This window comes from Bacillus sp. FSL R5-0654 (genome assembly GCF_038008745.1).
Classification (GTDB): Bacteria; Bacillota; Bacilli; order Bacillales; family Bacillaceae; genus Bacillus; species Bacillus safensis.
The window spans coordinates 2,071,147-2,085,037 of record NZ_JBBOZV010000001.1; the positions used below are offsets into that span (position 1 = coordinate 2,071,147).

General features: G+C 41.8%; 15 protein-coding genes. All 15 read right to left on the reverse strand.

Annotation, left to right across the window (positions count from 1 at the left end):
* Positions 1 to 15: 15 nt before the first annotated feature.
* Positions 16 to 720 carry a DnaD domain-containing protein gene (locus tag NSS76_RS10315; RefSeq protein ID WP_024422777.1) on the reverse strand — a complete coding sequence of 235 codons (705 nt, stop codon included), beginning with the start codon at positions 718 to 720 and terminating at the stop codon, positions 16 to 18.
* Positions 721 to 819: 99 nt separating this feature from the next.
* On the reverse strand, positions 820 to 2,112 hold the full coding sequence (asnS, locus tag NSS76_RS10320; protein WP_024428109.1) for an asparagine--tRNA ligase: 1,293 nt from the start codon (positions 2,110 to 2,112) through the stop codon (positions 820 to 822).
* A gap of 114 nt (positions 2,113 to 2,226) precedes the next feature.
* Positions 2,227 to 2,712 (reverse strand): cell wall elongation/penicillin-binding protein regulator TseB, encoded by a 486-nt coding sequence (gene tseB / locus NSS76_RS10325; protein WP_056767115.1) that lies wholly within the window; start codon positions 2,710 to 2,712, stop codon positions 2,227 to 2,229.
* 12 nt (positions 2,713 to 2,724) lie between these two features.
* Positions 2,725 to 2,895 (reverse strand): YpmA family protein, encoded by a 171-nt coding sequence (locus tag NSS76_RS10330; protein ID WP_065214698.1) that lies wholly within the window; start codon positions 2,893 to 2,895, stop codon positions 2,725 to 2,727.
* A 132-nt stretch (positions 2,896 to 3,027) separates the two neighbouring features.
* Positions 3,028 to 5,820, reverse strand: coding sequence for an ATP-dependent DNA helicase DinG (gene dinG / locus NSS76_RS10335; RefSeq protein WP_056767117.1), 2,793 nt, complete (start codon positions 5,818 to 5,820; stop codon positions 3,028 to 3,030).
* Between the two features lie 113 nt (positions 5,821 to 5,933).
* Entirely contained in the window at positions 5,934 to 6,317 is a 384-nt protein-coding gene (panD, locus tag NSS76_RS10340) for an aspartate 1-decarboxylase (protein ID WP_024422780.1), read from the reverse strand.
* On the reverse strand, positions 6,310 to 7,176 hold the full coding sequence (gene panC / locus NSS76_RS10345) for a pantoate--beta-alanine ligase (RefSeq protein WP_056767120.1): 867 nt from the start codon (positions 7,174 to 7,176) through the stop codon (positions 6,310 to 6,312). Before panC ends, panD begins: the two co-directional genes overlap by 8 nt.
* Complete coding sequence (gene panB, locus NSS76_RS10350) at positions 7,173 to 8,012, reverse strand: 3-methyl-2-oxobutanoate hydroxymethyltransferase (RefSeq protein ID WP_024422781.1); 840 nt, start codon at positions 8,010 to 8,012, stop codon at positions 7,173 to 7,175. Before panB ends, panC begins: the two co-directional genes overlap by 4 nt.
* A gap of 197 nt (positions 8,013 to 8,209) precedes the next feature.
* Positions 8,210 to 9,193, reverse strand: coding sequence for a biotin--[acetyl-CoA-carboxylase] ligase (locus tag NSS76_RS10355; protein ID WP_056767122.1), 984 nt, complete (start codon positions 9,191 to 9,193; stop codon positions 8,210 to 8,212).
* Entirely contained in the window at positions 9,166 to 10,368 is a 1,203-nt protein-coding gene (locus tag NSS76_RS10360) for a CCA tRNA nucleotidyltransferase (RefSeq protein ID WP_056767124.1), read from the reverse strand. The genes NSS76_RS10355 and NSS76_RS10360 overlap by 28 nt, the downstream gene beginning before the upstream one ends.
* On the reverse strand, positions 10,361 to 11,506 hold the full coding sequence (bshA, locus tag NSS76_RS10365; RefSeq protein ID WP_024422784.1) for an N-acetyl-alpha-D-glucosaminyl L-malate synthase BshA: 1,146 nt from the start codon (positions 11,504 to 11,506) through the stop codon (positions 10,361 to 10,363). Before bshA ends, NSS76_RS10360 begins: the two co-directional genes overlap by 8 nt.
* A 2-nt stretch (positions 11,507 to 11,508) precedes the next feature.
* Entirely contained in the window at positions 11,509 to 12,213 is a 705-nt protein-coding gene (gene bshB1, locus NSS76_RS10370; RefSeq protein ID WP_034623468.1) for a bacillithiol biosynthesis deacetylase BshB1, read from the reverse strand.
* The gene (gene mgsA, locus NSS76_RS10375) at positions 12,200 to 12,619 is read right to left on the reverse strand and encodes a methylglyoxal synthase (protein ID WP_024422786.1); all 420 of its coding nucleotides are present in this window, start codon (positions 12,617 to 12,619) and stop codon (positions 12,200 to 12,202) included. Before mgsA ends, bshB1 begins: the two co-directional genes overlap by 14 nt.
* A 17-nt stretch (positions 12,620 to 12,636) precedes the next feature.
* Complete coding sequence (dapB, locus tag NSS76_RS10380) at positions 12,637 to 13,440, reverse strand: 4-hydroxy-tetrahydrodipicolinate reductase (protein WP_024422787.1); 804 nt, start codon at positions 13,438 to 13,440, stop codon at positions 12,637 to 12,639.
* Positions 13,441 to 13,445: 5 nt separating this feature from the next.
* On the reverse strand, positions 13,446 to 13,781 hold the full coding sequence (locus tag NSS76_RS10385; protein WP_024422788.1) for a nucleotide pyrophosphohydrolase: 336 nt from the start codon (positions 13,779 to 13,781) through the stop codon (positions 13,446 to 13,448).
* Between the last annotated feature and the right edge of the window lie 110 nt (positions 13,782 to 13,891).

Below are 13,891 nucleotides of genomic sequence, written 5' to 3' on the forward strand. Positions count from 1 at the left end.
CTTCTCCTTTATTGGTTATTGTTCCAGCCAATTATAAAAAGGAACTTGTCGTTTATAAGTGGACGTCTCTTCATTTGAAGGTGGCGTTTTCTGCTGAGAACGGAAGTGCTGGCTATGTTCTTTTGCTTCTTTCGCTGTTTTCAGCCCTTTCTTTTTCCACTCAAATAAAATTCGATCAATATAACGGAAATTTAATTTCCCTGATAAAACGGCTTCTCTTAGTGCTAGCCGAATCATCTCAGCATCATGATGGTCTTGATCCATCCAGATCGAAAGTGTTTCTCCTTCAAGAGGTGACAGCGGTCTGCCGAATTCATCTTCAAATAAAGCATATAAAGATTTTTCAGCCTGCACCTGTTGTTTTTGAACTTCTTTCGCCTGTTTTGTTTCTAAAAAGTCATACAGCACGCCCCATAAAGGTTCTACTGAGTAACGGTCATGCTGAATACCAGACCTGTCTTCAAATGGCTGAATCGAGATAAATCCTTTTTGAATCAGATGCTGAACCATATACGCGCACTCTTCCGCTGAAATGGTCATCCCTTGAGAAAGCTCTTCAAATGTTTGAAAGAAAACGCCTTGTTCTTCATTCATTTTAATCTTGAGCATCACCATCATCTGTGATTCATTCAGTCCTAACTGCTCATAATGAGCAATCAGCAAATTAGGCAAACTTGTCGACCCCATTTGCTGCATATTAATAAATTGCTGCCTATTCATCGGATACACCTCTTCACTTTAAGTATATCACGTTTTATTTCACGTGCCTCTCTAAAAAGACGTTTGAAAAAGCCTCCATTTGTTGGAGGCTTTCACGTCTTAAGGGTATAAACGGTTTAATAATCTTGGGAAAGGAATGGTTTCACGCACATGCGGCGCTCCGCTAATCCAAGCAACTGTACGTTCAAGTCCAAGACCAAAACCTGAATGCGGTACAGAACCGTATTGTCTTAATTCTGTATACCATTTGTAAGTTTCTTGATCAAGCCCATGTTCTTTCAATCTTGCTTCAAGAAGCTCTAAATCATGAACACGCTCAGAACCGCCAATAATCTCTCCGTAGCCTTCTGGTGCAATCAAGTCTGCACAAAGGACAACATCTTCACGATCCGGTGCTGGCTGCATATAAAACGGTTTTAATGATGTTGGGTAATGAGTGATAAACACTGGTTTATCATAGCTTTCGGCGATCGCTGTTTCGTGAGGCGCACCGAAGTCATCTCCCCATTCGATATCATCAAAGCCTTTTTCCTGCAAGAATTTTATCGCTTCATCGTAAGTGATGCGCGGGAATGGTGCTTTGATATTTTCTAATTTTGCTGTATCACGGCCTAGCGTTTGCAGCTCCACTTTACAGTTTTCAAGTACACTTTGTACAACATGAGACACATAATTTTCTTGATACTCAAGGTTTTCATTGAATTCGACAAAAGCCATCTCCGGCTCGATCATCCAAAACTCAATTAAATGACGTTTTGTTTTAGATTTTTCAGCTCTAAATGTTGGGCCAAATGAGAATACTTTTCCGAGTGCCATTGCTGCAGCTTCCATGTAAAGCTGGCCACTTTGAGAAAGGTATGCATCTTCATCAAAATATTTCGTAGCAAACAGTTCCGTTGTGCCTTCAGGTGCACTTCCAGTTAAAATTGGCGGATCTACTTTCACGAAACCTTCTTGATGGAAGTATTCATATGTAGCACGAATAATTTCGTTACGGATTTTCATAATGGCATGCTGTTTTTTAGAACGAAGCCATAAATGACGGTGATCCATTAAGAATTCTGTTCCATGCTCTTTTGGTGTAATTGGATAATCTGTCGCTTCATGAATCACTTCAATGGATTTCACTTGCAATTCAAAACCTAGCGGTGAACGCTCATCTTTTGTCACTTGACCTGTTACATAGACAGATGTTTCTTGAGTGACTGATTTCGCAAGCTTAAAGACTTCCTCTTCCACTTCTGCTTTTACTACGACTCCTTGAATAAAGCCTGTCCCGTCACGCAGCTGCAAAAATGCAATTTTTCCGCTTGAACGTTTATTGGCAATCCATGCGCCGATTGTTACTTCTTGATCGACGTGTTTGAACACTTGATTAATCGTTGTTTTCAACATAATTCCCTCCAAAGCCAGAAAGAAACTCACCTTTAGACAGGTGTGAATCTTTTTTCATACATTTTATTATAACCGTTCTAAATCAGCATGGTCAACGCAAGACAGGAGAAACTACGGTGTTAAATTTTTTTCCACGTGTCCTGTCGAGAAGTCGACATAGCTGAAGCTATATTGATTGTTTTCATTTAAGTATGTCACTTCCCAAAGAAGTACGTCACCTTCTCTCGCTAATTTGACTTCTTTTAGCTTAGAGACCGTGTTCTCCTTTTGAACGGCTTGTACTGCTTGATTCGAGGTAATGCCTTCTTTTGCTTTTTTTGCGATCACTTTTTCTTTTTTGCTGGCAGGAACCCAAACGTAGATCGTTTCATTCTGTTTGTTTTTCCCTTCAACAATAAATTGTTTTTCTTTCCCGACAAAGGTTTCCACTTGCTCCACTTGTACGATGTTTGCTTGTTCTTTTGCTCGTTCGATCGCTGCTTCATGCCCTTGTTCTCTTTGTCCCATGGCAATTTGATAAATCCACGTAAAGCTGATGATGCCAATAAGCAGAACGAGAGCCACTACAGATGAAATAATCCAGACTATTTTTTTCATGTCAAGCTTCCCCTATGTGCGATATATCGTAAATACCGCTTGATTTTGGTCTTCTTGATCTAATGCTAATCCAAACATGAGATCTTCTCTTTTAAGCGTTCTGTTCAATAAATCAACGATTTTGTATAGGTCTTCTGAATGCTTAATTTGAACAGTTGAAAGTACCTCTATTTTACTTTCCACTTCTAATTCCTCCTCGGTACGTAAATATTGTTAGTCATACTTTTCTGCACGGGAACCGATACTATTTTTACAACGGAACACAAAAAGCCGTTACGATAAATTAACTCCAAACCCACACCAGCTAAAGGCCGCTTATGACAGCGGCTTTTCGTTGTTAAGGTTTTCTATATACGCCTCAAGTGACTCTTTTGACATCTCGTGAACCGGCGCATGAGGGAGTGATTCTAAAAATAGTTTTCCATATGAAGCTGTTTTCACTCGGCGGTCTAAAATCAGCAATGTGCCTATGTCTTTTTCAGAGCGCAGCAAGCGTCCAGCTCCTTGCTTAAAGGTTAACACAGCTTCTGGTAAAGCGACGGCTTTAAACGGATTCTTCCCTTGTTTTTTAGCTGCATCACATTTGGCTTCAATGAGAGGAGAATCAGGCGGCCTGAACGGAAGACGTGCCATGATGACTGTTGTCAGCTCTGAGCCTGGAAAATCAACACCTTCCCAAAAACTACCCGTACCAAGTAAAATAGCTTGTTTTGCTAATTTGAACATTTTCGTTAATTTTACGGGGCTTCCGCCTGTCAAACCTTGAGCAAAAAGGGCTGACTGCATCCCTTCTGTTTTTAGCTCTTCATAGACTGCTTTTAACATCTCATGTGAATTAAACAAAACCAATATTTTTGCATGCTGCTGCTTTTCCATAACCTTAATATATTGCGCAGCCTGCTTTACATAATCTCGTTCATCACGGTTTGTAATCGGCGGCATGTCTGCTGGAACAATGACCTTAAGCTGTTTTTCAAGTTCAAAAGGTGAATCAATTTGCACAAGATGAGGGTAAAAATCTTGCAGGCCAAACCGTTCCAAGCAATAATCAAAGCGGTGATTGATGGTGAGTGTCCCTGATGTGAGGACAACACTCTTTTTGTTCATAAAGAAACGATCAGCCAAAAGCTCCCCAGTATCTAACGGCTGTGCATGCATAAAGACTGCGTTTTTGGCACCTTTTGCATCAATTTCAATCCAAACCGTTTCATCGTTTTTCGGTTCAAAGATAAACCGGTACAGTGTACTGCAAAAAGTATGCATAAACGACATGACTTGGTCGTATTCCTCTGCTTCAAAGGCAAAGTGTTCTGTCAGCTGATCACTTTTTTGAAGAAGCTCATTTTTTTGCTGTTCATACAGTTTCTCACAAGCAATTAACAAGGAACAAAGCTTACTTGCCGTTTCTTTAATCCGTTTCCACTGAGCATGCTTTGAATGATGACGTACTCTATGAATGAGACGATTGATGTCGGCTTTTGGTTTTGTCCTTTTCACAAATGAATGGACGGTGCTAAAGAAAGCGTCACTTTCCATTTGAAGCTGATTGAGATACTCATCCATTTCAATAAAGGTGTCTGTCTGTAACCCTGCATGATGAAATCTCTTTTTCAGTTTCTTTAACAGTCCGCCTTGCAAGGAGCCAAGCTGCGTTAATTTCGCGTGAAGCTGGATATAAGACGCACTATCCCCTAGTGTTTCATTGGCTGTTTTCTCAAATTGATGGGCTTCGTCTATCACATATACGTCAGCATGCTGAAAGATAGACGATGCCTCCGTTTGTGATAAAAGCAGACGATGATTCGTTAAAATTATATCAGCTGTTCTTGCCCTTTTTTTGGCGCGCTCATAAAAGCAATACTCTTTAAAACGGCGCTTTTTCGATGTAAACGGCATATGCACACAAGAAATGCGGTCTTTTATATTGGCAGCTCCTGACGGTAAATTCAGTTCAGATAAATCACCTGTTTCTGTTACAAGGAGCCACATTAAAATTTGCGCCTTCGTTAAGACGACATCATAGTTATCATCTTCCTCATGAAGCACATGCTCAAACTTATCTAAACAAATGTAATGCGCCCGACCTTTAAATACACAGGCAGCAGGCTCAAACGGAAGCAATTGATTCAACATCGGCACATCGCGCTGAAGCATTTGCTGCTGCAAAAGTATGGAATATGTACTAATAATGACAGGTTTTCCTGATTTCCTCGCTTCTAGAGCAGCTGGGATGAGGTAAGCGAGCGTTTTTCCAATACCCGGTGCCGCTTCAATTAATGCATAGGCTCTTTCATGAAACACGTCTCTCACTTTATTCATCATCGTAAGCTGGCCTTCTCTTACCTCATAGCCTTCTACCGTTTGCGGAAGCTTCTTTTTGATTTCCTCAAACAGCTGTTCATCATCTTCACTTACTGAATGTGTCGCCCTGCTGATAGGATTGGTGACATTTTTTACAGCAAAAGAGCCGACTTCCACTAAAGAATCTTCCCAGCTAGCATGGCTTGTTTCAAGCTGCTTAATTAAAAGTCCTATATCACTTAGGAGATAAGAGGATAATCTGCGCAGCTGCTTCAGCACATTTTTCGGTGTATGTTTTAATTGATGTAATAAAGTTAAAAATAACATGGCAGTAACTTCCGCATCACTATCCGCCCTATGCGGGTGGTCATGTGGAAGCATGAGCTCTTCACTTAATTCAGTGAGCTTATAACCTTCAAGCTCAGGATAAAGAATTCTAGAGATCTCAACTGTATCAATTGCTAGCACATCCAGCTCATTTTTCCCGCATGCTTTTAGTTCATCATTTAAAAAATTCAAGTCAAAATGAACATTGTGCGCAACAAAATAAGCACCCTGTATGAGATCATACACCTCTTGGGCAATGTCCTCAAAAAACACCGCATCGTCAACCATGTGCTGCTGAATGCCTGTCAGCTGTTCAATAAATCCTGGGATTGCTTTTCCCGGGTTCACATATTTTGAATACCGTTCGACAATTTGTCCATTTTCAATGACCACCGCAGCTATTTGAATGATTTTATCACCCTTTTTAGGTGAATTCCCGGTGGTTTCAATATCAACGACAACAAACCTTTGATCGGTCATAAAATGGACACCTCAATTCCTCGTTTCACCCTAAAGTGAAACACGCTCTGGACAAAATAGATGAAACAGAACAGCCTCTCTTCTGAAACTGTTCTGTTTCCACGGAGCCTGCGTTATAAAATCGTTCTCGCAGGCTCTTGTCCAATCATTTGTTCAATTTGATTTTGTTTATTTAACACGACCACTTTTGGTGTATGTGTCTTAGCTTCTTCTTCTGACAGCATCCCATAAGCGATAATAATGACCTCATCCCCTGGCTGAACCAATCTCGCCGCCGCCCCATTTAGACAAATGACACCGCTCTTTCTTTCGCCGGGAATAATATATGTTTCAAGTCTCGCGCCATTATGATTATTGACAATTTGTACTTTCTCATTTGCCATCATACCTGCCGCATCAAGTAAATCTTCGTCAATTGTAATACTTCCTACATAATGTAAGTTTGCTTCTGTTACCGTTGCTTTATGAAGCTTAGATGTCATAAAGGTTCTATACATGTTTTTCACCGCTTTCAGGAACATGGAAAATCACATTATCAATCAGTCTTGCCCGTGAGAATTTCACCGCAACCGCCATAATGACTTGACCTGCTAACTGCTGAAGCGGCTCAAGTTCTGGATAAGAATAGATCTCAATATAATCAATTTCTCCGCACGTCTGAACAAGTTCCTCTTCAATCAGCTGATACACACGACTGACATCACGTTCACCGTTTTCAACAGCTGACCGTCCTTTTTTTAATGCGCGGTATAAAGCGGGTGCTTCTTGTCTTTCTTTTTCTGACAAGTACACATTCCTTGAGCTTTTCGCTAAACCGTCTTCTTCTCTGACTGTCGGTACAGATACAAGGTGAAGATCAAAGAAGAAATCCTTGATCATCGCATCGATCACAGCGACTTGCTGTGCATCCTTTAGTCCAAAGTAGACATTTGTTGGTGACACAAGATGAAACAGCTTTGTGAGCACAGTGACAACGCCGTCAAAATGTCCTGGACGTTTTTTTCCGCATAAGACATCTGTCCGCTTTTGAACCGTCATCGTAATAGATGGTTCATTTTGGTACATTTCCTTCACATCAGGTGTAAATAAAATATCCACCCCTGCTGCTTCTGCCAGACGCTGGTCTCTTTCCATATCCCTTGGATAGGATTCAAAGTCTTCATTTGGTCCAAATTGCAACGGATTGACAAAAATACTCATCACGACAATGTCATTTTGACTTCTTGCCTCTTTCGCAAGCGTCAGATGTCCTTCATGAAGAAAACCCATCGTTGGGACAAAGCCGATGGAATGCTGTTTTTCTTGATGCTGCTTGATTAATTCTTTTAGCTCGTGAATATGGGTGACAACATTCATTTTTTGATTCCCCCATATAAGCCATCAAGGACTTCTTCTTTGATATGAAACGTGTGCATGTCCTCTGGAAATGTGCGTGCTTTTACTTCTTTCGTATATTGAATGAGCGCTTCTTCTAAAACAGTATCAATTTGCGCGTATTGTTTCACAAACTTAGGTGTTCTAGACACCCCGTATCCTACCACATCATGGTAAACGAGAACTTGTCCGTCTGCCTCAGCTCCTGCACCAATTCCGATCACAGGAATCTTCAGCATGTCGGTAATTCGTTTTGTCAGTTCGCCAGGTACGCATTCCAGCACAAGAGCGATTGCACCGGCTTCCTCACATTTCAAGCTGTCTTCAATCAATTTTTGAGCACTTTCGTGGTCTTTTCCTTGCACTTTATATCCGCCAAGTACACCAACTGATTGAGGTGTGAGGCCTAAATGACTGACGACAGGAATTCCGCCTCTTGTTAAAGCTTGAATGGATTCAAATACTCCATCTCCGCCTTCTAGCTTTAAGGCATCGGCACCACTTTCTTGCATGATGCGTGCAGCATTTTTCATTGTTTCTTCTAACGAATAATGGTAAGACATAAATGGCATATCAGTCACAACAAATGTGTCTTTTGCGCCTCTTTTCACTGCTTTTGTGTGATGGATCATATCATCCATCGTGACTTGAACTGTGGAATCTAGTCCAAGTACAACCATCCCAAGTGAATCACCAACTAAGATCATGTCGACTTCCGCTTTTTCCGCTTGCTTTGCAGCTGGATAGTCGTATGCGGTCAGCATCACAATAGGTTCGTTTTGTTCTTTCATTTTGAAAAAATCTAGCTTTGTCTTCATTTGTTCCTCCTCATTCTGGAGAGGAGATGGCTTGCCTCACATCACATGCTTTGATTTCTCATGTGCGGCGAATCATCCCTCTGTCCAAGTCCCTTAGGATCAAGGCAGAAATTTATCGAATTTTTCTTCCTAACAGGTACAGTTCTTTGCAGATACTGCCCACACGAAGTATATCAAAAATGTGCCGGGTGTTCCACTCAAGTTGACTTGATCTCAATGTCTGCGGAGTAGATTTTTTGGATACCGTCCTCCGTTTCAAGCAATAAAACACCTTCTTCATTGATGCCAAGCGCCTTCCCCGTATATTGCCCATTGACGGTGCGGGCAACAATATGTTGACCGATCGTCATCGCAAACGATTCCCATAATTGTTTAATGGGCGCAAATCCTTGCTTCATATAATCATCATATCTTTTTTCAAAAGTGGACATGATCTGTTGTATAAGTGCAGCACGATCCACTTTTTCATTCAGTTCCATCCGCAGACTTGTGGCGACATCCTTTAGTTCTTCCGGAAAGTCATCAGCTGTTTGGTTCACATTTATGCCCGGTCCAATAATGACCGCATGAACCTGGTCAGCTTCTGCTTTTAATTCAGTCAGAATGCCAACGACCTTTTTTCCATTCAACAAAATATCGTTTGGCCATTTAATAGATGGACTGAGTCCTGTTTGCTGCGCAATTGCTTCTGCGATGGCTACAGATGCCAAAAGCGTCATTTGCGGCGCTTTATGCAGCGGAATTTCAGGCCGGAGAATGAGACTCATCCAAACGCCTGTCCCATGTGGTGAATGCCACGTTCTTTGAAGACGCCCTTTTCCGTTTGTCTGATGATCACTGACAACGATCGTGCCGTGGGGCGCACCTTCATTTACAAGATCATGGGCAATCAGCTGAGTTGAAGCGACTTCTTTCTGAAAGTAAATATGCCTGCCGAAGCTCTCTGTTTCAAGACCAAACAGAATTTCGTCCTCACTAATTTTGTCCGGTTTACGAAGCAGACGGTATCCTTTTCTTCTAACTGCTTCTACCTCATACCCCTCTTTTCGCAAGTCCTCCATATGCTTCCACACAGCTGTTCGGGAACAGCCAAGTTCATCACAAATTTGCTGACTTGAGACAAAATCCTCACTGGATGCTGTAAATAGTTCAATTAATCGTTTTCTAATTGCGGATCGCATGCTTTAAGCCACTCCTCTATGGCTTCTTTTCGGTTTTCTAAACGGTTTTGCAAAACGGCTTTTTTCACAAAATTGAGCTCCTCTGCAATCCATTTCCCAGACGACTTTTGCCGAAAGGCCATTAAATCTTTTCCTGAAACAGCGAGGTCTTGGAGCTTTTTAATCGGCAGTGCATCATAAGAACGCTTCGCTGCCTCCAGCTCATCAAAGAAAATGCGGCGCTCATGTTTTAGCTGTGTGATCTTCAAACTAGATAAGAGCACGTGTTCACCAGCTTCAAACATGTTTTCCGCATCCCAGTCACAATCAACGTATTTACTAATGGCTACTGCTTCTTTCAAAAGCTTGGTTGACAGCTTCCATTCTTTTAAGAAGGCCGCAGCCTCCGCTTCATCTAGGCCGAGCAAATGGATGCAAGCCCCCCATACCTCTTCTAGTCCATCCAGTAAGTAATATGGAAAGGCTTGAAAGGATTCATGAAGACGCTCCTCTTTGAGACCTGGCAATTCTTCATATAAATTGGTTGAAATGAGTACTTGAATGGCCTGCTCACAATGACGGCCTTTTAAAAGCTTCTCCATTTCAATCTTTTTGCGCTCAACTGATATGTTGGCAAGCAGATGCTTATCCTTTTTCATAGCTTCAGCCGTTTCATCAGCGAGTTCAAAGCCAAGCTGGCTTAAAAAACGGACAGCTCTCATCATGCGAAGCGCATCTTCTTGAAAGCGGCACGCAGGATCTCCAACAGTTTGAATTCGTTTCCGCTTAATATCCTGTTTACCACCTACATGATCAATAATTTCTCCATTTATATCCATGGCCATTGCATTAATCGTTAAATCTCTTCTTAAAAGATCTTCCTTAAGCGACGTAATAAACGCCACTTCTTTCGGTCTGCGAAAATCTTCATATTCTGATTCCGTTCGAAACGTCGTGACCTCATAGCTGACACCATCATGCAACACAATGACAGTGCCATGCTCCTTACCGACATCTACTGTTTTTTCAAATAAAGACTCAACCTTATCAGGTGTTGCATCTGTCGCAATATCGATATCACCGATTTCCCGTCCTAATAGAACATCTCTCACCGCTCCGCCAACAAAGTAAGCCTGATGCCCATGTTCGTGCAGTGTATGTAATATAGGGATCGCATGTGTGAATGGTTCATTCATCTTCATCATCACCTTCGATCAATTCTAGGTAAAGCTTCTCATATTCACTCACAATCTTATCAGAGGAGAAATGAGCCTGAACACTAGACTGAGCTGCCGCTGACACTTTTTCATGAAGCGCTTCGTCTTTCAGCAGAGACACTGCGTGCTTTGCTGCTCCGTCTATATCGCCGAGCGGGACAAGAAAACCTGTTTCTCCATGTGTAATGACCTCTGGAATACCGCCGACATCCGTACCGATACAAGGAACACCGCACGCCATTGCTTCAAGAAGCACAAGCCCAAAGCTCTCCTTCTCTGAAAGAAGCAGCTTCAAATCACTTATTGAATATAGCTCCTCAACCTTCTCTTGCTTGCCTAAAAATAACACGCGGTCTGTCAGTCCTAATTTTTTCACGAGTTCACATACAACCGATTTCTCAGGACCATCACCAATGAGCAGCAGCTTTGCCTGCACCTGTTCAGCAATCTTTTGAAACACATGAATCACGTCATGCACCCGTTTCACCTTTCGAAAGTTTGATACATGAATGATGACCTTTTCGTTCGGTAAAAGACCATAATGTGTCTTTAGCAAATCGTGATCTTCACGCAAATACACCCGTTCATCTACAAAATTATGAATCGTATCAATCTTTTTATCTGGTTTGATGAGATCGTATGTCTGCGCAGCTAATGAATGCGATACCGCTGTTACGCGATCCGATGATTCGATGGCGAACCGAATCACTTCTTTTAATGATGGATCATAGCCTAAAACCGTAATATCCGTTCCATGAAGCGTCGTAACGACTTTCACAGAGTGTCCAGTCATTTGTTTGGCTAGAAACGCACAGACAGCGTGCGGGACTGCATAATGCGCATGAATAATATCAAGCTTTTCTCGTTTTGCGACTTCTGCCAATTTACTTGCCAGCGCAAGGTCATAAGGCGGATATTGAAAAACTGCATATTGATTCACATCCACCTCATGAAAATAAATATTCGGATATACTTTATTAAGCCTAAACGGAATGCTAGAGGTAATGAAATGAACATCGTGCCCTTTTTCAGCTAAACGTTTTCCAAGCTCCGTGGCTATAATGCCTGAGCCGCCGACACTTGGATAACAAGTAATTCCGACCTTCAGTTTTTTCATAATTACCCCCCAAGTAAGTCATCGTCCAACAAAAGTGGTTTCTTTGTGATAAACCCTTCTGCATAAGCTTTGTTGACTTCTCTTCCATACATAGACTCTCTCATTTTGACAAAATCAATATAACCGTTCACAAGAGGTGTCTCTACTGAGTTTGCCGATTTAACAAATTGGCTTTTATACGCATGCAGGCTATCAATTTTTTGGTGCATTTCCTCAGAAATATCGATCACAAAATCTGGACGATGGTGCCCATTAATCATGTAATAATACATTTGAGTTATTTTATGCGCTGGCTGCTTGTATGAATCTTCAAATTTATGTATACCTGCAGAAAAAGCGGCCTCTTCTACAAGTGAGCCCGCATGGCCATGATCTGGATGCCGATCTTGGTGGTACGGAGCGAAAATCAGTTTCGGTTTGTAAGTTCGAATCACGCCCGCAATTTCCTTCATCGCTTCATCATTTAGATACAGCCCTCTATCTGGCAGTGTGAGCTGGATTCTCGCTCTGACACCTAAAATAGCGGCGGCGGCTTTTGCTTCTTCTTTGCGGCTCTCTACTGTTCCATTTGAAGATAATTCGGCCTGGGTCAAGTCGCAAATCCCGACGCGCGCCCCTTTTTTTACGTATTTTGCAATCGTTCCGCCCATTCCGATCTCTACATCATCGCTATGGGCACCGAATGCAAGGATATCAAGTCGTTTCATTTGTTCCTCCGTTTTTTGCTACATCTCGAAAATCAAACGTACCTTTATTTAAATTCCTGACTAAAATTTCAGCAGTTCCCATATTGGTGGCTAATGGAATGGTATACACATCGCAAAGCCGGATGAGTGCAGATACATCCGGTTCATGCGGCTGCGCAGTTAGCGGGTCTCTAAAAAAGAGCACAAGATCCATTGCATTATCAGCAATTAAAGCACCGATCTGCTGATCTCCCCCAAGTGGTCCTGATTGGAAACGATGAATGGGAAGCCCCGTCGCTTCTTTCACTCTCAAACCTGTTGTCCCTGTTGCGTAAAGTGTATGATCTGCCAAAATATCACGGTACGCAGTGGTAAACTGAATCATGTCACTTTTTTTCTTATCATGAGCGATTAAAGCAATGTTCATCAGGAATCCACTCCTTATTAGTCGATGATATTTTCTAAACCATAAACGAGCTGATCAATGTGCATGACCTGCTCTACTGAAAGTTTCACGCCTGACATAAAGGATGCACGGTTATAAGAATCATGACGAATGGTGAGCGTCTGTCCGTCCATTCCAAACAGCACTTCTTGATGTGCAATCATGCCAGGAAGTCTCACGCTGTGCAGACGGATACCATCATAATCTGCTCCTCGTGCACCTTCGATTAATTCTTTCTCTTCTGGATGTCCCTGTTTTTTGCTTTCTCTTACTTCTGCAATCATTTCAGCCGTTTTTAAGCCCGTACCGCTTGGGGCATCTAGTTTTTTATCATGGTGAAGCTCAATGATTTCAACGTCAGGAAAATAATTCGCTGCCATTTTGGCAAATTTCATCATTAAGACCGCACCGACAGCAAAGTTTGGTGCAATAATACAGCCTATGCCCTTTTCTTCTGTTAATTGCTGAAGCTCTTTTAGGTCATCTTCTGAAAATCCAGTTGTTCCGACGACTGGACGCACGCCATGTTCAAGTGCTTTTTTTGTATGTACTTTCCCGATTTCTGGTGTTGTTAAATCAATTAATACATCTGGTGTTGTTTCTGAAAGACACACATCAATATCCGTATAAATTGGCGCATGAGATGTCGTATGAATCACATCAGATAATTTTTTTCCTTCATGCGCGTGATCAAGTGCTGCCACCAGCTCAAAATGGCCTGTTTCTTCCGCCAGCTTCACAGCCTCTATCCCCATTCTTCCTCTTGCTCCAGCGATTACTACTTTGATGGTTTCGTTCGTCATCGTCTCTACTTCCCTTCTTTTTTCGTCCAGCGGTCTTTATCTCTTGTGTTGAATTTATGCATCACACGATCATGTGCTTCTTCTAGTGAAATATCAAGTGAATTAGCAAGGCATGTTAACACAAACAAAACATCGCCAATTTCTTCTTCCATGCTTTTTTCTGTTTCCGTTGTTTTTTTCGGCTTTTCTCCATAGTAATGGTTAACCTCTCTTGCCAGCTCCCCTAATTCTTCTGTCAGGCGGGCCATCATGGCAAGCGGGCTGAAATAGCCTTCTTTAAATTGTCCTATGTAATCATCTACTTCTTGCTGCACGTGACGCAGCGTTTTTTCTTTCGTCATGAAGCTCATCCTCCTATCCATCTCTTACATGTTAGCGAAATCATAAATATTTGACAAATGTTTAAGACTCAGTTTGCTTGTTTCTCTCCCATACCATATAATATTATCGC

What these genes read in the sequence shown, in the direction of transcription:
- NSS76_RS10315 (WP_024422777.1), bottom strand. Translation starts at nt 720, where the DNA reads ATGAATAGGCAGCAATTTATTAATATGCAGCAAATGGGGTCGACAAGT.
- tseB (WP_056767115.1), bottom strand. Translation starts at nt 2,712, where the DNA reads ATGAAAAAAATAGTCTGGATTATTTCATCTGTAGTGGCTCTCGTTCTG.
- dinG (WP_056767117.1), bottom strand. Translation starts at nt 5,820, where the DNA reads ATGACCGATCAAAGGTTTGTTGTCGTTGATATTGAAACCACCGGGAAT.
- panD (WP_024422780.1), bottom strand. Translation starts at nt 6,317, where the DNA reads ATGTATAGAACCTTTATGACATCTAAGCTTCATAAAGCAACGGTAACA.
- panC (WP_056767120.1), bottom strand. Translation starts at nt 7,176, where the DNA reads ATGAATGTTGTCACCCATATTCACGAGCTAAAAGAATTAATCAAGCAG.
- panB (WP_024422781.1), bottom strand. Translation starts at nt 8,012, where the DNA reads ATGAAGACAAAGCTAGATTTTTTCAAAATGAAAGAACAAAACGAACCT.
- NSS76_RS10355 (WP_056767122.1), bottom strand. Translation starts at nt 9,193, where the DNA reads ATGCGATCCGCAATTAGAAAACGATTAATTGAACTATTTACAGCATCC.
- NSS76_RS10360 (WP_056767124.1), bottom strand. Translation starts at nt 10,368, where the DNA reads ATGAATGAACCATTCACACATGCGATCCCTATATTACATACACTGCAC.
- bshA (WP_024422784.1), bottom strand. Translation starts at nt 11,506, where the DNA reads ATGAAAAAACTGAAGGTCGGAATTACTTGTTATCCAAGTGTCGGCGGC.
- bshB1 (WP_034623468.1), bottom strand. Translation starts at nt 12,213, where the DNA reads ATGAAACGACTTGATATCCTTGCATTCGGTGCCCATAGCGATGATGTA.
- mgsA (WP_024422786.1), bottom strand. Translation starts at nt 12,619, where the DNA reads ATGAACATTGCTTTAATCGCTCATGATAAGAAAAAAAGTGACATGATT.
- dapB (WP_024422787.1), bottom strand. Translation starts at nt 13,440, where the DNA reads ATGACGAACGAAACCATCAAAGTAGTAATCGCTGGAGCAAGAGGAAGA.
- NSS76_RS10385 (WP_024422788.1), bottom strand. Translation starts at nt 13,781, where the DNA reads ATGACGAAAGAAAAAACGCTGCGTCACGTGCAGCAAGAAGTAGATGAT.